Annotated in this window: 23 protein-coding genes; 12 read left to right on the top strand and 11 right to left on the bottom strand. The window is 45.3% G+C overall.

Annotated features, from left to right (window positions below):
- Positions 1-24 precede the first annotated feature (24 nt).
- From dxs to xseB, 3 genes are read right to left on the bottom strand one after another with little or no spacing between them, the layout of a single operon-like run.
- Entirely contained in the window at positions 25-1,908 is a 1,884-nt protein-coding gene (dxs, locus tag AB6E51_RS15925; protein ID WP_102331960.1) for a 1-deoxy-D-xylulose-5-phosphate synthase, read from the bottom strand.
- 21 nt (positions 1,909-1,929) lie between these two features.
- The gene (gene ispA / locus AB6E51_RS15920; RefSeq protein WP_102393211.1) at positions 1,930-2,814 is read right to left on the bottom strand and encodes a (2E,6E)-farnesyl diphosphate synthase; all 885 of its coding nucleotides are present in this window, start codon (positions 2,812-2,814) and stop codon (positions 1,930-1,932) included.
- A 20-nt stretch (positions 2,815-2,834) separates the two neighbouring features.
- The gene (gene xseB, locus AB6E51_RS15915; RefSeq protein WP_004734405.1) at positions 2,835-3,077 is read right to left on the bottom strand and encodes an exodeoxyribonuclease VII small subunit; all 243 of its coding nucleotides are present in this window, start codon (positions 3,075-3,077) and stop codon (positions 2,835-2,837) included.
- Between the two features lie 297 nt (positions 3,078-3,374).
- Here xseB and pomA point away from each other — a divergent pair, with 297 nt between their 5' ends.
- The 7 genes from pomA (at position 3,375) to rlmM (ending at position 10,538) form a co-directional block, all read left to right on the top strand.
- On the top strand, positions 3,375-4,139 hold the full coding sequence (gene pomA / locus AB6E51_RS15910) for a flagellar motor protein PomA (RefSeq protein ID WP_017060778.1): 765 nt from the start codon (positions 3,375-3,377) through the stop codon (positions 4,137-4,139).
- A 12-nt stretch (positions 4,140-4,151) separates the two neighbouring features.
- Positions 4,152-5,099 (top strand): flagellar motor protein MotB, encoded by a 948-nt coding sequence (locus tag AB6E51_RS15905; RefSeq protein ID WP_017060777.1) that lies wholly within the window; start codon positions 4,152-4,154, stop codon positions 5,097-5,099.
- A 318-nt stretch (positions 5,100-5,417) separates the two neighbouring features.
- Entirely contained in the window at positions 5,418-6,866 is a 1,449-nt protein-coding gene (gene thiI / locus AB6E51_RS15900) for a tRNA uracil 4-sulfurtransferase ThiI (protein ID WP_372057901.1), read from the top strand.
- 671 nt (positions 6,867-7,537) lie between these two features.
- Entirely contained in the window at positions 7,538-8,446 is a 909-nt protein-coding gene (locus tag AB6E51_RS15895; protein WP_012604639.1) for a transcriptional regulator GcvA, read from the top strand.
- A complete protein-coding gene (locus AB6E51_RS15890; protein ID WP_372057900.1) occupies positions 8,439-9,062 on the top strand; it encodes an alpha/beta family hydrolase in 624 nt (207 codons plus the stop codon). Before AB6E51_RS15895 ends, AB6E51_RS15890 begins: the two co-directional genes overlap by 8 nt.
- Positions 9,052-9,450 carry a DUF423 domain-containing protein gene (locus AB6E51_RS15885; protein ID WP_372057898.1) on the top strand — a complete coding sequence of 133 codons (399 nt, stop codon included), beginning with the start codon at positions 9,052-9,054 and terminating at the stop codon, positions 9,448-9,450. The genes AB6E51_RS15890 and AB6E51_RS15885 overlap by 11 nt, the downstream gene beginning before the upstream one ends.
- Positions 9,447-10,538 carry a 23S rRNA (cytidine(2498)-2'-O)-methyltransferase RlmM gene (rlmM, locus tag AB6E51_RS15880; protein ID WP_017070491.1) on the top strand — a complete coding sequence of 364 codons (1,092 nt, stop codon included), beginning with the start codon at positions 9,447-9,449 and terminating at the stop codon, positions 10,536-10,538. Before AB6E51_RS15885 ends, rlmM begins: the two co-directional genes overlap by 4 nt.
- A gap of 80 nt (positions 10,539-10,618) precedes the next feature.
- On the opposite strand, the gene xni is transcribed toward rlmM, so the two are convergent.
- From xni to queF, 5 genes are all read right to left on the bottom strand, one after another.
- Positions 10,619-11,392 (bottom strand): flap endonuclease Xni, encoded by a 774-nt coding sequence (gene xni, locus AB6E51_RS15875; protein ID WP_372057897.1) that lies wholly within the window; start codon positions 11,390-11,392, stop codon positions 10,619-10,621.
- 145 nt (positions 11,393-11,537) lie between these two features.
- Positions 11,538-12,902 (bottom strand): nucleotide 5'-monophosphate nucleosidase PpnN, encoded by a 1,365-nt coding sequence (gene ppnN / locus AB6E51_RS15870; protein WP_010436397.1) that lies wholly within the window; start codon positions 12,900-12,902, stop codon positions 11,538-11,540.
- A gap of 243 nt (positions 12,903-13,145) precedes the next feature.
- Positions 13,146-14,711: a GGDEF domain-containing protein gene (locus AB6E51_RS15865; RefSeq protein ID WP_017069497.1), complete on the bottom strand. Its 1,566-nt coding sequence runs from the start codon at positions 14,709-14,711 to the stop codon at positions 13,146-13,148.
- Positions 14,712-14,829: 118 nt separating this feature from the next.
- On the bottom strand, positions 14,830-17,088 hold the full coding sequence (locus AB6E51_RS15860) for a tetratricopeptide repeat protein (RefSeq protein WP_372057895.1): 2,259 nt from the start codon (positions 17,086-17,088) through the stop codon (positions 14,830-14,832).
- A 58-nt stretch (positions 17,089-17,146) separates the two neighbouring features.
- Positions 17,147-17,992 (bottom strand): NADPH-dependent 7-cyano-7-deazaguanine reductase QueF, encoded by an 846-nt coding sequence (gene queF, locus AB6E51_RS15855; RefSeq protein WP_171732499.1) that lies wholly within the window; start codon positions 17,990-17,992, stop codon positions 17,147-17,149.
- A 131-nt stretch (positions 17,993-18,123) separates the two neighbouring features.
- Between queF and syd the strand changes: the two genes are divergently transcribed.
- Together syd and AB6E51_RS15845 are read left to right on the top strand one after the other, a co-directional pair.
- The gene (syd, locus tag AB6E51_RS15850; RefSeq protein WP_050633962.1) at positions 18,124-18,669 is read left to right on the top strand and encodes a SecY-interacting protein; all 546 of its coding nucleotides are present in this window, start codon (positions 18,124-18,126) and stop codon (positions 18,667-18,669) included.
- 4 nt (positions 18,670-18,673) lie between these two features.
- Positions 18,674-19,450 (top strand): Zn-ribbon-containing protein, encoded by a 777-nt coding sequence (locus AB6E51_RS15845; protein ID WP_017060766.1) that lies wholly within the window; start codon positions 18,674-18,676, stop codon positions 19,448-19,450.
- 120 nt (positions 19,451-19,570) lie between these two features.
- Here AB6E51_RS15845 and AB6E51_RS15840 read toward each other — a convergent pair whose 3' ends face one another.
- The 3 genes from AB6E51_RS15840 to metN form a co-directional block, all read right to left on the bottom strand.
- Positions 19,571-20,380, bottom strand: a complete 810-nt coding sequence (locus AB6E51_RS15840) for a MetQ/NlpA family lipoprotein (protein ID WP_017060765.1) — start codon at positions 20,378-20,380, stop codon at positions 19,571-19,573.
- A 66-nt stretch (positions 20,381-20,446) separates the two neighbouring features.
- A complete protein-coding gene (locus AB6E51_RS15835; RefSeq protein ID WP_017060764.1) occupies positions 20,447-21,130 on the bottom strand; it encodes a methionine ABC transporter permease in 684 nt (227 codons plus the stop codon).
- Positions 21,120-22,154 carry a methionine ABC transporter ATP-binding protein MetN gene (gene metN, locus AB6E51_RS15830; RefSeq protein WP_017060763.1) on the bottom strand — a complete coding sequence of 345 codons (1,035 nt, stop codon included), beginning with the start codon at positions 22,152-22,154 and terminating at the stop codon, positions 21,120-21,122. Before metN ends, AB6E51_RS15835 begins: the two co-directional genes overlap by 11 nt.
- A 207-nt stretch (positions 22,155-22,361) precedes the next feature.
- Between metN and gmhB the strand changes: the two genes are divergently transcribed.
- The 3 genes from gmhB (at position 22,362) to treR (ending at position 24,436) form a co-directional block, all read left to right on the top strand.
- On the top strand, positions 22,362-22,946 hold the full coding sequence (gene gmhB, locus AB6E51_RS15825) for a D-glycero-beta-D-manno-heptose 1,7-bisphosphate 7-phosphatase (RefSeq protein ID WP_017060762.1): 585 nt from the start codon (positions 22,362-22,364) through the stop codon (positions 22,944-22,946).
- Between the two features lie 112 nt (positions 22,947-23,058).
- A complete protein-coding gene (locus AB6E51_RS15820) occupies positions 23,059-23,400 on the top strand; it encodes an MliC family protein (RefSeq protein ID WP_017060761.1) in 342 nt (113 codons plus the stop codon).
- 91 nt (positions 23,401-23,491) lie between these two features.
- Positions 23,492-24,436 carry a trehalose operon repressor TreR gene (treR, locus tag AB6E51_RS15815; protein WP_102331962.1) on the top strand — a complete coding sequence of 315 codons (945 nt, stop codon included), beginning with the start codon at positions 23,492-23,494 and terminating at the stop codon, positions 24,434-24,436.
- The last annotated feature ends 315 nt before the right edge of the window (positions 24,437-24,751 follow it).

Below are 24,751 nucleotides of genomic sequence, written 5' to 3'. Positions count from 1 at the left end.
AGCTTACGAGCTTACGTATTAAAGCTACTTGGCAAGATAGTCAGTGATAGACTTCTCAATGCCTTTCGCGTCCAAACCAAGCTCTTCATGCAGTTCGCCTTGCGTACCTTGAGCAATGAACTTGTCTGGTAGGCCAAGGTTCAATACTGGCATCAGCAGTTTCTCTTGCATCAAGAACTCAATCACACCTGCGCCCGCACCACCTACAATCGCATTCTCTTCGATAGTTACCAGTACATCGTGGTCAGCAGCAAGTTGTTTGATCAGAGCTTCATCGAGTGGTTTCACAAAGCGCATATCTGCAACTGTCGCATCGATGACGTCAGCGGCTTGAAGTGCACTCTCAAGGAAAGTACCAAAGCTTAAGATAGCGACTTTCGAGCCATCTTTTGTTTTTTCGCTTTCGCGAACGATACGACCTTTACCAATCTCAAGCGCGGTAAATTTATTTTGTATCTCAGTACCCATACCATTACCGCGAGGGTAACGAACGGCACTTGGACCTGTATGCTGGTGGCCAGTGTAAAGCATTTGGCGACATTCGTTTTCGTCGCTTGGCGCCATGATCACCATGTTTGGAATACAACGCATAAAGCTTAAGTCGAACGCACCTTGGTGTGTTTGACCATCAGCACCGACAAGACCTGCACGGTCAATAGCGAACATGACCGGTAAGTCCATGATAGCCACATCGTGGATCAGTTGATCGTAGCCACGTTGTAGGAACGTCGAGTAGATAGCGACAATCGGCTTATCACCCGCAATCGCCATACCCGTTGCTAGGGTCACAGCATGCTGCTCAGCAATTGCTACGTCGAAGTATTGTTCTGGGTACTCTTTCGAGAAACGCACCATGCCAGAACCTTCACGCATTGCAGGCGTGATCGCCATTAGCTTAGGATCTTGCGCCGCCATATCACACAGGAAGTCACCAAAAATCTTAGAGAAAGTTGGTTTAGAGCTGGTGCTCTTAGGCAGACTTGAGTGTGCTGGATCGAATTTCGGTACGCCGTGGTAACCGATTGGATCTTTCTCAGCTGGCTCGTAGCCTTTGCCTTTCTTAGTCATGATATGCAGGAACTGAGGGCCTTTAAGGTCTCTCATGTTCTTAAGCGTTTTAATCAGCTCATTGACATCGTGACCATCAATTGGGCCAATGTAGTTAAAGCCTAACTCTTCGAACATGGTGCCAGGGACAACCATGCCTTTTAGATGTTCTTCTGTACGACGAACCAGCTCTTTAATCGGCGGAACGCCTGATAGCACTTTCTTGCCACCCTCACGAATTGACGTGTAAAGACTGCCAGAAAGAACTTGAGCGAGGTGGTTGTTTAGAGCACCGACGTTTTCAGAGATCGACATCTCGTTATCGTTAAGGATAACCAGCATGTCATTGTGAATATCGCCCGCGTGGTTCATGGCTTCGAAGGCCATACCTGCGGTAATCGCGCCATCACCAATCACACTCACGACTTTACGGTTCTTGCCTTCTTTCTTCGAACTGATAGCCATACCAAGTGCAGCACTGATCGATGTTGAAGAGTGACCAACAGAAAGGGTGTCGTATTCGCTCTCTTGACGCCATGGGAATGGGTGCAGTCCATCTTTTTGACGGATAGTCGACAAGCGGTCGCGACGACCTGTAAGAATTTTGTGCGGGTATGCTTGGTGACCAACATCCCAAACCAACTGGTCAAAAGGCGTGTTGTACACATAGTGCAGAGCAACTGTCAGCTCTACTGTACCTAAGCCTGACGCTAAGTGACCACTTGACTGGCTCACTGAGTTAAGAAGATAGGTACGTAATTCATCACAAAGCTGTGTCAGCGTCTCTTTTGGAAGTAGACGCAAATCCTCTGGCTTATCAGCCAAAGCAAGAGTTGGGTACTTTGATATATCAAGAGTCATAGGTAATGCGCGCTTATTGTCTTAGTTCTTGCGCTCGATGACGTATCGGGCGAACTCTTCGAGTAACTGGGTATTGTATGGGATTGCAGCCAAAGCTTGAAGCGCTTCCTGTAGCAGAGTTTGCGCTTTTTCTTGAGCGCCCTCTAAACCTAGCAAAGAAGGGTAGGTGCTTTTGTTCAATTCTTGGTCAGAACCCTGTGGCTTACCCAAAGTTTCAGTATCGCCAGTGATATCTAAAATATCATCTTGAACCTGGAATGCTAATCCAATGGCGTCGGCGTACTTGTCTAATTGAGGCATCACTTCAAACGCTTTTTCGCCAGCAGCCAGAGCACCTAAACGAATCGCACATTTCATTAGCGCGCCCGTTTTATTGCGGTGAACTTCTTCTAACTCTTCTAGCGTGACAGAGCGGTTTTCAGCTTCAATATCAAGTGCTTGTCCAATGCACATACCTTGTGCACCAGAGGCTTCGGCTAGGCGTTGAATCATTCGAACGCGATTGCTTTCACCGTCAGCACTTAATGTACCTTCCGCAAGTATAGTAAATGCCAGAGTTTGTAGGGCATCGCCCGTTAAAATGGCGGTCGCTTCATCGAATTTGATGTGACAGGTCTGATGGCCACGACGCAGTTCGTCGTCGTCCATTGCTGGCAGGTCGTCGTGAATCAGAGAGTAGGCATGAATACATTCGACTGCAGAAGCTGGAGTGTCGAGTTCTTCAGCGGTGCAACCGAGCATCTCCCCTGTAATATAGACAAGAAATGGACGCGCGCGCTTGCCGCCTAAAAGTAACCCATAACGCATTGCGTTGATCAGGTTCTGATTTTGGTGTGGCAGGCGATCAAGCCAAAGGTTCAGTTGCTCGTTATTACGTGCCTGATAAGACAATAAAGTCTCGATCATAGGGGATCTCATACAATTCGTTATTCTGGTTGTGGGTTAAAGTCACTAAGTTCTGCGTTTTCATCATTTTGCAGTAGGATGCTAACACGCTGTTCAGCATCGTTTAGTTTGCTTTGACCGGCACGAGCGAGGGAGATACCTCGTTCAAATTTTTTCAGCGCATCATCTAAAGCTAGATCACCGTTTTCTAGTTGATCAACCAAGCCGTCGAGCTCTTCGATTGCCGCTTCAAAGCTCATATTTTCAGGTTTCTTAGTAGCCATAATAAATCTGCGTTTGGAAAGATGAACGAACGTTACCTTAGGGCGTTGAGATGGTCAAATGTAACCAATAAATTTTGCTAGAAAGTTCGTTTTTAAGAGGCTTGAAGCCACTTTCATCTAATAACCTCACCTTTATCGAGTTTATGACTGCTCGAGAACGGGGAAGCGGGTAATAGTTGTGATACAAAAAGCAAAAGTGTGATACTTAGGCCAAGAATTTACTAAAAGATCTTATAGTCTTGCCGATAAAAAGATTATCGTCGACATAGAGCTACAAAAAAGCATGAGGAGTGCTCAGTGGATTTAGCAACCCTAATAGGTTTGATTGGTGGATTTGCCTTTGTAATCATGGCAATGATCCTAGGTGGAAGCCTCGGGATGTTCTATGACACGACATCCATATTGATCGTGGTTGGTGGTTCAACGTTTGTTGTTCTGATGAAGTTCACCATGGGACAGTTCTTTGGCGCGACTAAGATTGCCGGCAAAGCTTTTATGTTTAAAGCGGATGAGCCTGAAGATCTTATTGCGAAAGTTGTAGAGATGGCTGATGCGGCTCGTAAAGGTGGTTTTTTAGCACTGGAAGAGATGGAAATTAACAACAGTTTCATGCAAAAGGGCATCGATCTTTTGGTGGATGGCCATGATGGAGATGTAGTTCGTGCTGCACTGCAAAAAGACATCGCATTAACCACAGAGCGTCATGAGCAGGGCGCGAAGGTGTTCTCTGCATTTGGTGATGTAGCACCCGCGATGGGTATGATTGGTACCTTGGTTGGCTTGGTTGCCATGCTTTCTAACATGGATGATCCAAAAGCGATCGGCCCTGCGATGGCGGTGGCACTTTTAACCACCCTATATGGTGCGATTCTTTCGAACATGGTGTTCTTCCCAATTGCCGACAAGCTTGCGCTGCGTCGTGACCAAGAGACACTCAACCGTCGTTTGGTTATGGATGGCGTACTCGCGATTCAAGATGGTCAGAACCCACGAGTAATCGATGGTTACCTGAAGAGCTACCTAAACGAAGGTAAGCGTACGATTGATGGTGAACCTGCGTAAGAGGAGTTGAAGATGGATGAAGAAAATCCATGTAAATGTCCTCCTCCGGGGTTGCCTCAATGGATGGGGACATTTGCTGACTTGATGTCACTGCTGATGTGTTTCTTCGTACTGCTGCTCTCATTCTCTGAGATGGACGTACTGAAGTTCAAACAGATCGCTGGCTCGATGAAATTTGCGTTTGGTGTACAAAACCGCTTGGAAGTGAAAGACATTCCTAAAGGCACCAGCATCATTGCACAAGAGTTTCGACCTGGTCGTCCAGAGCCGACACCGATTGATGTGATCATGCAGCAGACGATTGATATTACGCAGCAAACGCTTGAGTTTCATGAAGGTGAATCTGAGCGTGCTGGCGGTACCATGCGTGATCAAGGCAAGATGACCGGAGGCAAGTCGCCAGAGGTTTCGACTCACGACAATCAAAACTCTGAGTCAGACCAACAGCAACAACAAGCTGAAGCTCAATCGCAAGAGATGGAAACCTTGATGGAAAGCATCAAGAAGGCGTTGGAACGAGAGATAGACCAAGGCGCGATTGAAGTTGAAAACCTTGGCCAGCAGATTGTGATTCGAATTCGTGAGAAGGGTGCATTCCCATCGGGTTCTGCTTTCCTACAGCCTAAGTTCCGACCTTTGGTGAGACAGGTTGCTGAGTTGGTGAAAGATGTTCCGGGTATCGTTCGAATCTCAGGGCACACCGATAATCAACGTCTTGATTCCGAGCTTTATCGATCTAATTGGGACTTGTCATCACAGCGAGCAGTGTCTGTTGCTCAAGAGATGGAAAAGGTGCGTGGTTTCTCTCATCAACGCTTGAGAGTACGCGGCATGGCGGATACCGAGCCAGTCGAGCCGAACGATACTGAATGGCAACGTAGCCTCAACCGCCGCGTTGAAATCAGCATCATGCAGGGCGAGCCGCTTTACAGTGACGAAGTGCCTGTTATTAATGAATAGCCGATACGTGTACACACGGTAACATGCAGATAGCATCGAAAGCCCAACCTTATAATGAGGTTGGGCTTTTTGTTTGCTGGTCTTCAATGGTTCTCTCTGCGGCATTTATGTCGTTTCGAAACCTGCTACTGTTAATAACAAGCGGTTTAATGATGGTGTTACAGCAAGCACTCTTTTCCTTGCTTCACTTTCTCATGTATAATTCGCGCCCTTAGATTTAGATATGATCTATTCTTGCTTCAAGTGCTGTGTAAATTCTCTAATTTACTTGGCGATGAGCGTTTTCAAAATTTTGAACATTAATGTTGTGAAAGTACTATGAAATTTATTGTTAAGCCCCATCCGGAAATTTTTGTAAAAAGTGAATCGGTGCGTAAGCGCTTCACAAGGATTCTAGAGTGCAACATTCGTAACGTTATTCAACGTCGCTGTGAAAGTGTTGCGGTATTCAACCGTCGCGATCATATTGAAGTGACGTCTGAGAGTGACCAGTACTACGCAGAAGTGTTAGAGGCTCTGACTCACACTCCAGGTATTCACCACTCTCTTGAAGTTCAACAGTCTGAATTCAAAGACTTGCACGATATTTACGAGCAAGTACTAGAACGCAGCCGTGCTGACATTGAAGGCAAGACTTTCTCTGTACGTGCTAAGCGTCGTGGTAAGCATGACTTTACCTCTATTGAACTTGAGCGCTACGTAGGCGGCGGTCTAAACCAAGCAGTTGAGTCAGCGAAAGTTCGACTTAAGAACCCTGATGTAACCGTTAAGGTTGAAGTGGCTAACGACAAGCTAAACCAAGTTCTAGCTCGTCACAAAGGCCTCGGTGGCTTCCCTCTTGGTACTCAAGAAGATCTACTGAGCTTGATCTCTGGCGGCTTTGATTCTGGTGTTTCAAGCTACCTGCACATCAAACGCGGTTCTAAGGTTCACTACTGTTTCTTCAACCTTGGTGGCCCAGCGCACGAGATTGGTGTTAAACAAGTGGCTCACTACCTATGGAATAAATACGGCTCATCTGCAAAGGTGAAGTTCATTTCTGTAGACTTTGAACCTGTGGTTGCTGAAATTCTTGAGAACGTAGAAGACGGCCAAATGGGCGTTGTTCTTAAGCGTATGTTCATGCGTGCTGGTGGTATGGTTGCAGAGCGCTTCGGTATTGAAGCTCTAGTAACGGGTGAAGCACTTGGTCAGGTTTCTAGCCAAACGCTAACTAACCTTCGCCACATCGACAACGTGACAGATACTTTGATTCTTCGTCCGCTTATCAACTGGGATAAAGAAGACATCATCGACCTTTCTCGTATCATCGGTACTGAAGACTTCGCTAAGGTAATGCCTGAGTACTGTGGTGTTATTTCTAAGAAGCCAACAGTGAAAGCGAAGAAAGGCAAACTGGAAGCAGAAGAAGCTAAGTTTAACTTTGAAGTGCTGGATCAAGTGATCGAGAACGCTCGTGTTATGGATATCCGTGACATCGAGAAAGAGAGCCAAGAGCAAGCGCCTGAAGTTGAACAAGTTCAAGCTGTTGCTGAGCACGCTATCGTTCTTGATATCCGTAGCCCAGAAGAAGAAGACGAAAGCCCATTAGAGGTCGAGGGTGTTGAAATTAAACACATCCCATTCTTCAAGCTTTCGACTCAGTTTGGCGACCTAGACCAAGCGAAAGAGTACTTGCTGTACTGTGACCGTGGTGTAATGAGCCGTCTACAGGCACTTTACCTACAAGAGCAGGGCTTCCATAACGTTAAGGTTTACCGCCCATAGTGGTGTGTTGACCAAGCGTTAATCATTTTGCAAAGCCGTTTACTGAAAAGTAAGCGGCTTTTTTATTTTCTATTGTGAATGATTTACAGTAGTCAGACAGAGGCGTGAGTTTGGGCGTGCTATCGTCATGCTCAGCTTTGAAATTTTTGATTGATAGAAAGAGTGTGTTCTAAACGGGTTTATAAGTACCGAAGAAGTGTGAGTATCTTGAAGTATTCTGTTACTTTTTAGTGCAACTCAATGGTGCTATTTGTATGTGTTCAGTTGATTATTTGAGTGGGTGTCTGATTCTGTGATTGGCGATGAAAAATAATAAAGATTAATTAGCACAGCTATTGATAAACTTGTTGTTACATTTCTTTGCACATAAAAAAACACCGCCCATAAGGCGGTGTAAACAAATTTGACAGACAGGTCAAAATAAATACAGGAAGTACATGCCTCGTTTCAGTATAAACTGCAACAAAACATTTGGTAGAACTCTACCCAACTCGAAAAGAACGAGTTTGCAAACACAACATCGCAGGAGCTAAGCCAATTGATTCTAGAGAGAATCAAGCCGTTCAGGCTAGCTGCTGCGGGATGAAATATAGAATTTCTCTGGCTGCTAGGCAATGGACAAATTATAATGTTTCAGATAAAAAAAACTAATGCTTATTTAGAGAGTAACTATGTCTCGTCGATTACCCCCATTAAACTCGCTAAGAGTGTTTGAAGCTGCAGCTCGACACTTGAGTTTTACGCGTGCTGCAGAAGAGTTGTTTGTTACTCAAGCGGCAGTCAGTCATCAGATCAAAGCGCTTGAAGAATTCTTATCTTTGAAGCTGTTTCGCCGAAGAAACCGCTCTTTGCTGCTAACTGAAGAAGGTCAAAGCTACTTCTTAGATATCAAAGATATTTTCACATCACTAGCAGAAGCGACAGACAAAGTGCTGGAGCGAAGTGAGAAGGGCGCATTGACCATCAGTTTACCGCCGAGTTTTGCTATTCAATGGTTGGTACCAAGGCTCGCTGACTTTAATCAGCAAGAGCCTGATATTGATGTAAGAATCAAAGCCGTTGATATGGATGAAGGCTCGCTAACCGATGATGTAGACGTCGCTATCTATTATGGCCGAGGGAATTGGTCGGGGCTCAGAGCCGATAAACTTTACCAAGAATACTTAATTCCTCTTTGCTCACCTTCCGTGCTGCTAGGAGTAAAACCATTAGAATCTCTCAGTGATTTAGCATGTCATACGCTATTGCATGATACTTCTCGAAAGGATTGGAAACAGTTCGCTAAGCAAAATGGCATCGATGGGGTAAACGTTAATCACGGCCCTATCTTCAGTCACTCAACCATGGTGCTGCAGGCAGCGGCTCACGGCCAGGGCATTGCTCTGGGTAACAACGTGTTGGCGCAGCCTGAAATCGAAGCGGGTCGTTTGATTGCGCCTTTTGATGAAGTGTTGGTGAGTAAGAACGCCTTCTATGTGGTTTGTCATGAGAAACAAGCCGACATGGGTCGTATTGCTACCTTCCGCGACTGGATGCTAGCGAAAGCGCAAAGTGAACAAGAGGACTTACTCGATGAATAACGTCATCATTGATGGTGAAGACAATCCCATCACCTTTATCTTTGCCCATGGTGCTGGCGCAGGCATGGAGCATGAGTTCATGCAGTCGGTAGCCAAAGGGTTAGCCTTTAAAGGGATACGAGTGATTCGTTTCAACTTCCCTTACATGATTAAACGTGCTGAAGATGGTAAGCGTCGTCCACCTGATCGAGCCCCTAAACTGCTCGAAGCTTACCAAGATATTATCGGACAGGTTGATGCCGATAAGCTTGTGATTGGTGGTAAGTCGATGGGAGGGCGTATGGCGAGCCATTTGTCTGAACTTGATAAGGTGGCCGCAATGGCGTGTTTAGGCTTTCCTTTCCACCCACCAGGTAAACCCGAGAAATACAAAGGTGAGCATCTGGCTGAGTTAGCAAAGCCATGCCTCATTTTACAAGGTGAGCGCGATACCTTTGGTAAGCGTGAAGAGTTTGCTGATTTTGATCTGTCTGATTCTATTCGTGTTGAATTTATTCCCGATGGCGACCACAGCTTTAAACCTCGTAAGAGTTCTGGTTACACCGAGCAGCAGAATATTGCGTTAACCGTTGAGAAGTTATCAGCGTTTATCAAAGAGGTACTCAATGAGAAGTAAGTATTTACTCACGTTTGCTGGCATCTCTGGTGCGGTTGCTGTGATGCTTGGCGCCTTTGCAGTTCACGGTTTGAAAGCTATCTTGTCTGAATATCTGCTAGGCGTGTTTGAGACGGGTGTTCAGTACCAATTTATCCATACTCTAGCGATATTGGCGTGTGGCGCTCTGCTGCAGATGAAACTTGGCGCTAAATCACAAAAATATTTTTTCATTGCGGCAATTTGCTTTATCATCGGCATCCTTTGTTTTAGTGGCAGCCTTTATGGCTTGGCACTGACAGGAATAAAATGGTTTGGCCCTATCACTCCGTTTGGTGGTCTACTATTTATCATTGGTTGGGGAGTCTTCTCCTTCGCTGCTTTGAATATAAAAGAGGTAACTCAGTGAAACACGTACTACTTTATTGTCGCTCTGGTTTTGAAAAAGAATGTGCTGGCGAAATTCAAGACAAGGCAACACAACTGGAAGTGTTTGGTTTTCCTCGCCTAAAGAACAATACAGGTTTTGTATTGTTTGAATGTTACCAAGCAGGTGAAGCGGACAAGTTGATCAAAGAGATCGATTTCCAATCACTGATCTTTGCTCGTCAAATGTTGGCAGTGGCTGTTGAAATTAAAGATCTGCCGACTGATGATCGTATTTCTCCAATTCTTGAGGCGCTTTCTGAGAAAGAAGGTTTCCCTCGTTGTGGTGATATCCGTATTGAAACGCCAGATACTAACGAAGCAAAAGAGCTTTTGAAGTTCTGCCGTAAATTTACCGTGCCGATGCGTCAAGCGATGCGTGGTAAAGGCCTGATGACAGCGAAAGATAACGCTAAGAAGCCTGTGCTTCATTTATGCTTCATCGCTCCGGGCCACTGTTTTGTTGGTTACTCTTACCCAACGAACAACTCCCAGTTCTTTATGGGTATCCCTCGTCTGAAGTTCCCATCAGATGCGCCAAGCCGTTCTACATTGAAGCTAGAAGAAGCATTCCACGTATTCATCCCTCGTGATGAGTGGGACGAGCGTTTGGCTCCAGGTATGTGGGGTGTTGATTTAGGTGCATGTCCAGGTGGTTGGACTTACCAATTGGTTAAGCGCTCGATGTTCGTTCACTGTGTTGATAACGGCATGATGGCAGACAGCCTAATGGAAACAGGTCAAATTAAGCACCACATGGTGGATGGCTTTAAGTTTGAACCAGACCGTAAGAACGTAACTTGGATTATCTGTGACATGGTTGAGAAGCCAGCTCGTGTTGCTCACCTTATGGGTGAGTGGATCATCAAAGGCTGGGCGAAAGAAGCACTGTTCAACCTTAAACTGCCTATGAAAGGCCGTTACGATGAAGTACTGCAAGATATCGAGAACCTAAAAGTGTTCCTGATTGAGAACAAAGTGAAGTTCAAGATGCAGGCTAAGCACCTTTACCACGATCGCGAAGAGATCACGGTCCACATTCAGGCGCTTTCAAACATCTCACCGCACTAATATTTACGTTAGTGTGTCAGTGATAAAAAATGCTCCTTTAAGGGGCATTTTTTGTATCAATATTATCGAGTCACAGCGACTTAAGCGTTTGCTTCGTAACGAATATCTTGCAGGTTGAACCCTAAATCTATATCAGTTTTTAGAGCTGAAACCAACTTGCACACTCGTGCGGATTCGATGTGTTCATCGAACTTCTTACGATATTTTTTAGGTAAATCTTCAGCTAGGAATGCGGCTTCAATATCGGGGTAAGTCGTTAAGATCTCTTTGGCTGCTTTTGGTCCCACGCCTGGGATCCCAGGTACTTGGCTTGAACTAACGCCCGTTAATCCCCAGTAATCTGCAAGTTGCTCTGGTTTTACGCCGAACTCAGCTTCGATAAAGGGCTTATCTAACCAGCGATGTTGGAAGTAATCGCGGATCTGTAGTGTAGGTGATAACAGTTGGCAGTAACCTTTATCGGTAGAGATTATCGTAACTTTTTCACCATGGTCAGCCACTTTTTTTGCGAGTGTTGCTACTAAGTCATCAGCTTCATCGCCATCAGATAACAGCGAATCAATACCTAATTCCCACCAAGCTTGTTGGATAGTATCGAGGCCTTTCAGTAATGGCTCAGGCATTGGCTTTCGGTTTTGTTTATAGGCAGGAAGGACTTCTGCACGCCAGCCCCGATCTTGTAAGTGGTGATCGAATACCGCGATGATGTGAGTTGGTTTAGACTCCGCAAGAATCTTATTAAGAGTACGAGTCGTGGTAGTAATGGTTCTTGCTATATCGGTTGGATCCGGCTGAACTGAGTGAACGCGTCGGATTAGGTTCAAGGCATCGATAATAACAAGATGGATAGACATAAGTTTCCACTAAATAGGCAATAAATAAGGGGCTGCTAGCCCCTTATAGTAACGTATCACTTGGTGAGTTGAAACGCTGGTGACGTAAACGTCATGACTTGTTTAGCTTTATGCTTACGGCTTTGTTATCAGTCAGATATTATCATCAGCTGCTTGGCGCAATTTTATAACAAGGAACGTAGTCGGTACCACCCGGCAGTTTCATTCGATCTTGTTCAACAAAATCATTTAGCAGTTGATCCATCTTAGTCATCAACTCTTTGTCGCCATCAATGAGGAATGGCCCATGCTTCTCAATCTCCAGAATACCTTCGGCTTTGACGTTACCTGCCACAATACCTGAGAACGCTTTACGTAAATTCGCAGCAAGGCTCTCTGTTTTCTGATCCATGTGCAGATCGAGTGCCGCCATAGATTCGTGAGTAGGGTCGAAGGGGAGTTGGAACTCAGGCTCAATATGCAGTGACCAGTTGTAGCTGTAAGCATCGCCTGTTTCTTTACGGTGAGAGCGTACATCTGGCATTGCTTGCTTCATAATTTTCGCAGCACGTGCTGGATCATCAATGACAATTTCATAGTGCTTTTGCGCTTCTTCACCCAATGTTTCACCAATGAACTTATCAATTGAACGGAAGTAAGCCTCGCTCTCTTTAGAGCCAGTTAGAACGATAGGCATCGGTTGGTCTGCGTTGTTTGGGTGCATCATGATACCTAGGATGTACAGCAGTTCTTCGGCGGTTCCTGGGCCTCCAGGGAAGATTATGATGCCATGTGCCATACGAACAAACGCTTCAAGACGTTTCTCGATATCGGGCATGATCACCAGTTCGTTCACTATCGGGTTTGGCGGCTCAGCCGCAATGATTGATGGTTCAGTTAACCCTAAATAACGATGTTCAGTATAGCGCTGCTTAGCGTGACCAATAGCCGCACCTTTCATTGGCCCTTCCATCGCACCTGGTCCACAACCCGTACAGATGTTCAGCTCACGTAGGCCCAGTTCATTACCCACTTCGCGAGTGTACTGGTATTCAGTGGCATTAATTGAGTGACCACCCCAACACACGATCAGGTTAGGCTCGATGCCCGGCGTAAGTGCGCCTGCATTCCTCAGAATACCAAATACGAGGTTGGTAATGTGAGTGGCATTAGTCAGGTTGAGCCTTTGGTTATCTGCGAGGTGCATGTTGACGTAAACAATGTCACGCAGCACTGAAAATAGGTGTTCTTGGATACCCTTGATGATCTCACCATCGACAAAGGCATGCTCTGGTGGGTTGCTCAGCTCGAGTTTGATACCACGCTCACGTCGCACTACCTCAACATCAAACGATTGATACTTGTCGAGTAGCTCTTTGGAGTTGTCGGTGTGGCTACCTGAGTTGAGTACCGCTAACGTACAGTTACGATACAGTTGGTATAGATCACTAGACGCGGTTTTCTTAAGACGCTCAACCTCAAGTTGAGAGAGTAAATCCATGCTACCGGCAGGGCTGATATGAGTGATCATAGTGCCTCCTTGTTGAAAAGAGCAGGGGACGTTGAAGTGACCCTCTGGCTCGAGAGTGAGAAGCAAACGTTGAAAGTGTTTGGTTAAAGGTAGGAGAGAGTTAACCAGACGAAACGGATACGACAGCGTTGCTTGCCATGAATGCTTGTTAAGCGAATGTTAATCATTAGCTTAGCAAACATTGAGGGAAATGGTATGTGATAAGTATTTGAAAAAATGAAATAAATTAAATCTAGGGCTGGCCTAGTGCCAAACAAGTTGGTTGGTACCGCGTTGTTTTGCTTTATTTAGAGTCTTATTGAGTCGCTCTAGCACTTCTTCAGGTGTATCTGACTCTTTAAACTGAGTACTTGCCGCGCATAAAGTGATCGTGATTTGCTGGTCACGGAATTTAAAGGGCAGGCGGCTTACTTGAGTTTGAATGTTCTGAATCACCTGATGGCAATATTCATCGGTTTGCTCTGGCAGCAATAACACAAACTCTTCACCTGAAAAACGTGCCACAGTATCGGTGGTGCCTGCTTCTTTGGTAATAGTTCTTGCGATGATCTTGAGTGCTTTGTCGCCCGCGGTGTAACCAAAGCTATCGTTAATTGCTTTGAAGTTGTCGATGTCGAGCAGTACTACGCGTAGCGAGTGTTGCGCGCGGATCCAGCGGCGATACTCAAGCTCTAAGCGATCAGTAAAGGCAGTGCGATTGTAAACCTTGGTTAGAGGATCAAGCAGCATACGCTGAGCCTGATCTTCCAAGCGCTTACGGTAATCTTGCGTCACTTCATAGAGTGAATCTAACTGAGTCTTTCCGTAACTCATTCTCTCTATCAGAGCTTGTTCTTTTTGCTCTGCGTGGTTCAGCCTTTCCGAAAGAGAGGCGATTTCACTGAGTAGCGGATTAATCGACAGCTTTAAACTATCAATATCTTTCGCTTTATCTACCGAGCTTTGGCTTCTAGTGACTAGTTCATTTAACTCAGAGTTTAGACCTTGTCGGTGCTCAAAGTAGCTCTGGCTCTGGTCGGCATTTTGGTCTGCCGTTTTGATGCTGGACGCTAAAGAAGAATTAAGCTGATCGATGAATTGTTCAGACTTCTTACGTTCTAGGTTGGTGCCTTCAATAACCAGTTTGAGGATCTGAAGTGTTAGCTCAAGTAGGTTTTGTGTGGAAACACCAAGCAGCAGCTTCGCTCGAATATCGGTAAGCAGATCACCCGATTCACCCTCGAAGTCGAGTTCAGTGATCAGATGTTGTAGTTCGTTTGATAGGTCGGAAAGGAGCTCTTGTTCCGGAGAGTGCGCAGCGTCAGCAAAATGGGTGCGTGAGTTATTCGCCATAATCTTTATGGCACGCTCATAAATACCGAGAAGTTTCATGGCGTGGTCGACTTTCTGACTGCCATTGCATTCGGAGAAGCTAAGTAAGTTTCGTAGGTCGCGTTTGAGCTGTGCTGGAAGGCCAGTTATGCGCTGCAGCGTTTCCCCACTGTGCTTAATGCTATCGTCCAGATACCCGTTCTGTTTATCCATAGCCAACGTTTTCTGCTTAAGCATCCTTTCTAATACTGCCAGTTTTGGGATCATTGAGCTAATGTCTTTTTGCTTTTCTAGCTCTTCCCTAAGGGCAATGAGGTTTTCATCTAAATGGCTGTTACTACCAACACATGCATCACTTAAAGACGTGACGATACGCTTTAGAACTTTCTGTTCTCTAATAAACTTGAACGAGGTGTCTCTTTGCGTCAAACGGACCTGCTCCAACTGAGATTTCAGCTGGTGGAGTTGCGCCTGAATGTCTTTTTCAAGAATGCCCATAGATGTATTTATTAGCGCCGCGTAGACCGATCTCGATCATTTTGATGAAATTCCGTTACATCGATAATAACAAAACTAAAAATAAGGTCACGACTTGCTGCTCTTAACCGCTCGCAAATCAGTCATCTTTTAGCATTTTTTTGATGTTGTCCTCATTCTGGTACGAGGATTGTATTTTTATTAACCCTTGATTAATCGCATGTTTACACGCTTCTCTTATGTTACCAGTTGCAAGGCTCGCTGCTGGTGCATTATCGATAGCTTTTAGATAGACCCATTGGCTACTGCGCTCTTTGAGACTGATCTCACGGGCGAGATTGGTCGACATCAACAATACGTCGAGCAGCTCTTGATCGTTAATTGCGGTGTAAGCGCGTGGCAAGAATGGGTAGTCAGCGATGCCCATACGGACCGTTCGGTTGATGTTTCGCTCTGTTTCGAAGTCATTCACCCAAGACTGAATCTTTCTGAACATGTCCTCAGGCGACAAATCACGGTCCGCGTTTGGCTCGATATAAAGCAGGTTCGCATCCGAGAAGTGGTAGACACGAGCTGGGCCTTCAAGCTTAGATTTTAGGAATTCACCGAAAGCGTCTTCCAGTTCTAGACCGGCTTTGTAACCGTTCTGCGTGTACATATTGCGTAAGAACGGTAAATCAATCATCACGAAGCGTAAGCGGTCGTTGAGTGGCTCATGAATCAATTCGCCAAGTTGCCACTGTTCGAAGGTCTGGCTGGTTTGTTCCAGCGAGTTAGAGAGCTTCGCATTGAGCATTCTTAAGTTCGGAAGCTTTGAACGTGAGTGCGTAAATAGGTCGGTGCGCAGTGAGTCCACTTCTTTGGCTAAGGTTTGAATGAGATAGCCACGGCGCAGAACAAAGAAGAACAAGACAATGCTGAACAGGAATAGGGCGAACGATATTTTTTGGAACTTACGATGCTCCAGTTTGTATTGCTCTAGCTCTTGCGCTTGGCCTGCGTAGTGCAGGGTTTGTTCGGCAAATTCTTTCTGTTGACGGAACGCGTCTTCGCCAACACGGTTGAGTTTTTGCTGCTCTAGAGAGACAAGGCTGTTGTATTGCTTGAGGTTTGCCAATGCTTGCTGTGGACGACCTGCCTGTTCATAACCCAAAGAAAGTAAGTAGTACGAGCGTTGTGAAAGGCGCATGTTCTCTATCTGGCGTGAGATCTCAAGTGCACGTGTCGCATGCTTTATCACGTCTTCGCTTTCTTGTAGGTGATACGCTAACCCTGCAGATAACAGTGCAGCACGGCCTTCCAGCTTTGGAATGTCGGTATATTCCAGCAGCTCAAGGGCACGGGTTAGGTACTGTTCTGCTAGAGGGTAGTTATAAAGGCGTAAGTAGGTCGCCGATAGACTTAGTCGGATATCAATGACTTGGTGGATATCTCGGTCAGTGCTTTCGTGATCAAGAACGTTGAAGAAGTGTACCAAGGCAAGGTTATATTTCCCTTGATAGAAGTACACATCCCCCATTTTCTTAAGCACTTGTGCTAAGACAGGCGAGTTTTCAAAGTTGTCATAGAAATCAGCGGCTTGAGATAGGTGTTCTAACGCTTTATCCAACACTTGGCGCTCAAAGAAAAGCTGCGCAAGTAGGCGGTTGACCTTGGCCAAACGTGAACTTAGATTGCCCTCTACTGATTTCCAGTAGCCATACAACAACTCGGATAACGCGTGGTTGTACTCTTTGTGAGTCAGATAAAACTCGCCGACGGAGATATGGTAGTCGATGGTGACTTTTTCAGAGTAACGTTGATCGAGATAGGTTTTGGCTTCTTGATAGAACTTTTCGGCTTCATCGATCTTGTTGTCGTAAGAGGCGATGTCGGCTTTCAACATGATCAAGCGATAGGTAATGCCTTCCGTTAAGCGTAAGGTTTTATTCACCGACTCTAGATTTGTTTCAATGTTAGTGAGCTCTGATTTTGCTTTGGCTGATTTTCTATCACTCAGCCAAAGTAAGCGAACTTTTAGGATCTGAAGATCTATTTTTAGGTAATCAAGCTTATAGGTTTGCGCTAGCTCGGAGGCTTTGTCGATGTGCTGAATCGCAATACGCATATTGCCAAGGTTGTATTCCGCTTTGGCTAAGATCTTATACGCATCGATACTGCTGTTTGGTGTTCGAATCGAGGAGTCTGTCTCTTCGCGAGAAATAGCTGAAGGGCTTTTCTCGCGTTGATCAGAAAGGACATGCAGCGTTAGGTAGCTGTTGGCCATTTGTTTTGCTTGGCTCGGCTCGATCTCAACCAAATTATTGGCTTCATTGAGTAGCGCCGACGAATAAACCGACGCATTGACCGATGTGCTTAAGCTTAAAATAAATAGACTAACAACGTATAACCAACGCATTTCAATGTCCCTTTAAAGATTTGGTAGGTTCAAATAAGTGTGGGTGGTTCTCGCCTGATTATTGGCGAGCCATACGCTTATTGTGGCTTGGTCTATCTTGCTCTGTTGAACGGTATGGGTTGATATCCAGACCACCACGACGTGTGTAACGTGCGAACACAGTTAGCTTCGAAGGTGCACAGTATTTCATGATGTCAGTGAAGATACGCTCAACACATTGTTCGTGGAATTCATTGTGCTCACGGAAAGAAACTAAATAGCGTAGCAGAGCTTCACGGTCAATTTGCTTACCAGAATATGCGATCTCAACGCTGCCCCAATCCGGTTGATTGGTGATCAAACAGTTCGACTTCAATAGGTGGCTGTGCAGTGTTTCTTCAACGTCTTGTTCGCCAGCAGCGCCTTCAAGCAGCGACGCTTCAAAGTCGTAGCTAGTGATTTGGATGTCTTGGTTGTCGATACAGTCACCTGCCATCGTCACGATAGGTTGGTTAGTGTAGTCGGTTACTGAGTTTACATTCACAATCACCGTTTCGCCTGCACATGCCGACAAATCTTGGGTCAGGCGCTCGGTTACTTGATCCCAGTTTTCAAATTGAGTCTGGTTGTAGCTGTTCAGGTACAGCTTGAAAGATTTTGATTCAATTAAATTTGGGCTGGTTGCTGGGATGAAAACTTCACCGACAGCCACTTGTGGTAGACCATTGGTGTTTAGCCACGAAAGCTCGTACATCGTCCAAATATCATGACCAACAAAAGGCAGCTCGCCGTTTAGCGCAAGATCATCGCGATTAAGGCTACGAGGCACTGGTTGCAATAAACTTGCATCGTATTGGTTAGAGTACTCAGTTTTTTGGCCAAGGGTTAAACCCGCTAGCTCTTTTGCGTCAGAATATTTGCTCATACTTTCGTTTCAAATTCGATTAGAATGGGGTCGATTTTACTGAATCCCCCTTACCCTGTCATTAAGTCATCGCTTAATCGGCGCGGAAAGGGCTCGGATTCTATTTATTATTTTGTGTTTAGGAGATTTTCATGACTCAACGTGCTCAAGACGCACTACTTTCTTTTAGTCAGCGATACGTTGACGCGTGGCAGCAGAAACACCAAAGCTTACCTCGTAATGAGGAGTTGGTGGACATCGTATCGCCATGCGTAGAAGAAAAGAGTGGCGATGCCGTGTTGTGGAAGCACTATCCACGTGAGCAATTCGCGGATTTCACCAACGTTGAAACCGGTATTGAGTTGACTCTGCATGAAGACATCAAAACTTTCTACGGCGCACAATTCAGCGCAGATATGAACGCAACTTTCGATGGTAACGAATTGACTCTGTTACAGATTTGGAGTGATGAAGACTTCGAATGCCTACAAGAAAACATTTTGGGTCACCTAGTAACTCAGCGTCGCTTGAAGCTAAAACCAACGGTTTTCATTGCCGCGACCGATGCTGAGCTGGATGTTATCTCTATCTGTAACCTAACGGGTAACGTGATTTTGGAGCGCTTAGGTACCAAAAATCGTGATGTGCTCGCCGAGACATTGGCAGAATTTTTAGAAAAGCTACAACCAGCGGTATAAATAGATGTACGTACTAGAACTTCAATTTGAGTGTTTTGATAACACAACGGTAAGCGCTGTCGACAAGGCGGTTAATGGCTTAATGGATGCACTTCGTTATAACGGACAAGTGTTAGGTCGTGAGTTCCCAATCGTGATGGGCGATGGGGAATTCTATGTTCGCGTTGTGTGCCCGGAGCAAGATAGCTTGCACCCGCGGAATCACTCAGACTTTGTGAAAGTGTGTTTTGATCGCTTGTCTAACGCGAGCCTACTAGCGCCTAAAATGCGTTTGCTCGGTCGAGATCTGAACTCAGAAGAAGTGGCAGAAGATGAAACACCAAGCTGGCAGGTGTTATACACGACATTCGTGCACACCTGTTCACCGCTGCGTAGTGGCGATAGCTTGCTACCAATCCCTTTATATCGCAATCCACCTACCTTCAATGGCGACCATAAAGCCGTGTTGAAATGGCAGACCGAATGGCAAGCCTGTGATGAAGTACAAATGGGTGGTGGTTGTCGCGCGGAACATGCAACGCTAACCGAGATCAGTGACACGAAGAGTGTGCTGTTTAAACGCGGTTGGGGTCTAAGAGGGCGCATTGAGTATCTGACTAAGGTTCCAACCTACTACTACTTATACCGTGTCGGTGGGATCAGCCTGAAAGATGAAAAAGAGCGCAAATGCCCGCAATGTGGTGGTGAATGGCTGCTAGATGCGCCTATCCACGATATTTTCTATTTCAAGTGTGATGACTGCCGATTGGTGTCAAACATCTCTTGGGATCACCTGAAGTAATCGACTTTGTTTCGCTTAAATCTGAGATGCTTTACTTTCTAGCAAATCTTTATCATTAAAAAAGGGGCTGACGTTATGTCAGCCCCTTCGGGTATCTATACAGTGCTGTCGTTTAGTTGATTACCAACCTTTAACGACGCCACCTTGGAAGATGTCAGAAGCTGCGTTGTACACTTCTTCAGTTTGGTAAGCTTTAACGAAGTTTTGTACGTTTTCAGCGTTTAGGTTGTCTTCACGAGAAACGATTAGGTTTACGTAAGGAGAATCTTTGTCTTCAACGAATACGCCATCTTTTTGTGGAGTCAGGTTGATAGAGCTCGCGTAAGTTGTGTTGATGATAGATAGAGCAACATCATCAAGAGAACGTGGCAGTTGAGCTGCGTCTAGTTCAACAATCGTTAGGTTCTTAGGGTTACCCACGATGTCGCGAACTGTAGCTAGAAGACCTGCGCCTTCACGAAGTTCAAGAAGACCTTGTTGCTCAAGAAGAAGTAGAGAGCGACCTAGGTTTGTAGGGTCGTTTGGTACAGCAATACGAGCACCGTCTTGGATTTCGTCTACAGATTTCACTTCTTTAGAGTAACCCGCAATTGGGTAAACAAACGTGTTACCAGCGATAGTTAGCTTGTAGCCACGGTCAGCCACTTGCTGATCTAGGTACGGTGCGTGTTGGAATGCGTTGATGTCGATAGAACCATCATCTAGAGCTGCGTTTGGTGTTACGTAATCCGTGAAAGTAACCAGTTCAACGTCTAGGCCGTATTTCTCTTTCGCTACTTTAGCTGCCACTTCAGCAACTTGCGCTTCTGCACCTGCCATTACGCCAACTTTTACTTTAGAAGTATCCACTTCTTTATCACCACAACCTGCTAGAACTAGCGCTGAAGCTGCTGCTGCGATAGTTAGTAAACCTTTAAGGTTAAATTTCATAATAATCTCCTTTTAATAAATCTATTTAATTAGGTTCAGACGACTCTAATCTTTATGTGTGAGTCTTTATCTGTGGTCAACGCGGCGAACTAATGAATCACCGATTGATTGAATAATTTGTACCAGCACAATCAACATCACTACTGTCACAGCCATGATGGTCACATCGTAGCGGTGGAATCCGTAACGAATCGCGACATCACCTAGGCCACCACCGCCTACAGTACCGGCCATTGCTGAGTAGCTCACCAGAGTCACTAGCGTAATCGTTACTGAGTTGATGATAGTCGGTAGTGCTTCTGGAAGCAGAACCTTATTGATGATTTGTGTTGGTGTTGCGCCCATTGATTGGGCCGCTTCCACTAGACCTGTTGGTACTTCAAGTAGTGCACTTTCGATAAGTCGAGCCACGAATGGGATAGCGCCAATCGTCAGTGGAACAATCGCTGCTGTTGTACCGATGAAGGTACCAATCAGCATCTTAGTCAGTGGAATAATCGCAACCATCAAAACTAAGAAAGGTACTGAACGACCCACGTTCACAATCGCACCTAGAATCTTGTTTACTTTGGTGTTCTCTAACAGGCCACCTTTTTTAGTCGTATGCAGAATCACGCCTAGTGGAATACCGACCGCGAAGCCAACAATGCCTGCAACAGCAACCATGTAAAGCGTTTCGCCTGTTGCGCCTAATAGAAGGTTACCGTTAAGGCTGATCCAGTCAGCAATCTCGTTGAAACTAAAGGACATAACCAAGCACCTCTACTTTTACATTGTTGTCGCGTAGGAATTGGATAGCAGCATTATCATCTGCTTCATTACCGAACAGTTCAGCGACCATCATGCCGAACTTCACGCCACCGGCGTAATCAAGGTCAGAACTTAAGATGCTGACATCGATATTGAATTTACGTGCGATTTGCGTCATTAGCGGAGCATCGACCGTTGCACCAGTAAACTCAAGACGCACCAGCGGGTAGCTGCTGTTTACGCGAGTCTCTTGCAAACGTGCTTGGTAATCTTCAGGGATCGTCAGATCCAACGTTGAGCGAATAAACTGATGCGCTAGCTCTGTCTTCGGATGAGCAAAGATGTCACCGACTGTACCTTTCTCTACCAATTCACCGCCGCCAATGATCGCAACCTCGTGACAAATGCTTTTAACCACATCCATCTCGTGTGTAATAAGCAGGATAGTGATGTTCAGCTTGCGGTTGATTTCACGCAGCAGCTCAAGGATAGATTGAGTTGTTGCTGGATCCAATGCGCTGGTGGCTTCATCACATAGCAGTACTTTCGGGTCAGAGGCCAGTGCGCGAGCAATCGCCACACGCTGCTTTTGACCACCACTTAGGTTTGCCGGGTAGGTGTCACGCTTATCAGCAAGGCCAACCAGTTCAAGTAACTCGCTGACTTTCGCTTCAATAATCGCTTTATCTTTACCAGCAAGTTCTAGAGGCAGTGCTACATTGTTAAATACAGTACGAGAAGACAGCAGGTTGAAGTGTTGGAATATCATGCCGATGTTACGGCGCGCTTCGCTAAGTTCTGATTTGCTGAGTTTTGTTAGGTCGATACCGTCAACAATCACTTCACCAGAGGTCGGAGCTTCCAACATATTTACACAACGGATCAGGGTACTTTTGCCTGCACCAGAAGAGCCGATGACTCCAAAGATTTGACCTTGAGGAATGTGGAGGTTGATATCAATTAAGGCATTGATTTCTTTAGTGCCTTGATAAAAAACCTTGTTGACTTGATTCACTTTAATCATAGAGAAACCCGTGCAGGTAGAACAGAATAATATGTCGATAGCTCGCTCGATTTACAGACGATGCTATGGTGTTCTATGATCTAAGTCAATAGGTATTTTTACGTCTAGACGGCTAAACGTCGATTGTATGGCTAAGCTAGAAACAAATCGTTAACGAACGCAAAACTAAATAGATAGTGATGAAGCAAATAAAGCGTGTAATAATTAATGATTAATAGAGAGTTGATAGAGAACAAAATTTTGTCTAAACCTGCTGTTTTTTTAGATCGTGATGGAGTGATTAACGTTGATCACGGCTACGTACATGATGAGCATGACTTTGAATACATCGATGGTGTGTTTGAAGCGGCGAAAGCGTTTAAAGATATGGGTTATTTATTGGTGCTAGTGACCAACCAATCTGGTATTGCTCGCGGCATGTTTAGTGAAGACCGTTTTCTTTCTTTAACGCAGTGGATGGATTGGAACTTTGTTGATAATGGTGTCGAGCTCGATGGCATTTATTACTGTCCTCACCACGCTGAGCACGGTATTGGTGACTACAAGCAAGATTGTGAATGTCGTAAGCCAAAGCCAGGCATGTTCATTTCTGCTCGTGACTTTCTGAAGATTGATATGGCTAACTCGGTCATGATCGGCGATAAAGCGGAAGACATGATGGCTGCAGAAGCAGCAGGTGTTGGTACTAAAGTCTTGGTAAGAACGGGTAAACCCATCACTGAAAAAGGTGAAGCGTTGGCTAGCGTGGTACTTGATAGCATTAAAGACGTACCCGCTTTCTTAAAAGGCTAAACGTTTTATTTATCACTAAGGTATGGACCTATCATTAGGCACTTACATTAGGTTTGTTCGAACCTGTGAATAGGCTAAGTGTCGTTGACTATATAAAGATGAGGAACGAAGTATGAAAGCTATGTTGGTAGCATCTCTATGTACAGTAGCATTGGTTGGGTGCTCTAAATCAGCAGCCCCTGAGACTGATAGCGCAACATCGAATGATCAATTCGCGACTTATCAATGTGAGTCTGACGTCTCGTTTGATGTGTCTTACCTTGATAATGAAAAAGCGGTACTACGCTTGCCTGATAATGAATACCGCCTGACTCAAGTTCCAGCGGGCTCAGGAACCAAATACATCTTAGATGATGGCACTTCAGAGATGATTAACAGCATCACTTTGCGCACGAAAGGTGACAATGCGCGTCTAGAACTTGGTCGCGTAGTCTATCGAAATTGCCAAAAGTAAGTCATAGTAAGAACTGCTAGTATTTACAAACAGTTAAGTGAGGGAATCTACCCTCACTTTTTCTTCTCTTCCCTTTAACGTTAGACTTTTTATGAGCAAAAAACTCACTATTCTTGATATTGCAAAGCTGTCCGGTGTTGGTAAGTCAACCGTATCACGCGTTCTGACCAATGATCCAAAAGTGAAACCTGAAACCCGTGAAAGGGTGGAAAGAGTAATTCAAGAATCTGGGTACACGCCTTCAAAATCTGCGCAATCGATGCGCGGTGGCAGCCAAAAAGTCATCGGCGTGATTATCTCTCGTTTGGACTCTCCCTCTGAAAACAAAGCCGTTAGCACGATGCTGGCCGAGTTGTATCGAGCGGATTACGATGTCGTGATCATGGAAAGCCAACTTGATAGAGATAAAGCCAATGAGCACCTGCAAGTTCTAAAGCGTCGTAACGTTGATGGCATTATTGTATTTGGTTTTACTGACTGCGATATTCCGGCAATCGAAGCTTGGGAACACAAAGCGGTGGTGATTGCTCTGGATACCGAGAACGTGACGTCGATTAACTATGATAACCAACAGGTGATCAATAGTGCGTTAACGCATTTAGCAGATCAGGGGATCTCTGAGGTTGGCTTCATTGGCGTTGATCCTAGTGATAAATCAACCGGTGAACTGCGTCTTAAGGCTTATCTCGAGTGGTGTGAAAATACAGGTTCAATTGCGAACTATCGTACTGGTCAACTTCATCACGAAAGTGCTTATCAGCTGGTGGATGAGGTGTTAACTCCCGCGACTCAAGCGATCGTTTGTGCCAGTGATACGCTGGCTCTTGGTGTAATCAAGCGTCTGCAAGAACTACAACGTGAAGATGTGGTCGTCACTGGCGTTGGTGGTAATGATCTTCTCTCTTTCTTATTCCCACGAGTATTTAGCATTGATCCTGGTTACCAATCTGCAGGTAAGTTGGCTGCTAATCTATTGATCTCTCAGCTTTTAGGCAATTCAGAGATCTCTCATCATACGCAATCTCCTATTCTATAATCCACTCAATTAAGCGAAATTGAACGGCTTAGATTAAAATTAGAGTGTGATCTCTTTCAATTAATGGGATTGTTCCCATTTTAATTTATCATTCATACGGGCATTATAATAACCGTGATTGGGAATGTTCCCATAAATCTAAGTCTGAGTGATTATAGCTTGCATGGTTTAGATGAGTAATTGAATGAAACCAGGGGGGGGGGGGTAGTATGAGTAAGATAGCCAAGCAAGCCCTGTCTGTTTTACAAATCGCCGCGCCCCCGCGCCCGCAGCAATTATGGGGTTTGCCGTGTTCTGGTTGAAAAAAAAGGGGGG

This window comes from Vibrio sp. 10N.247.311.47 (assembly GCF_041467535.1).
In the GTDB taxonomy this organism is placed as follows: domain Bacteria; phylum Pseudomonadota; class Gammaproteobacteria; order Enterobacterales; family Vibrionaceae; genus Vibrio; species Vibrio crassostreae_C.
The sequence above is the reverse complement of the archived record's forward strand: the minus strand, read 5'-3'. Positions and strand labels throughout refer to the sequence as shown.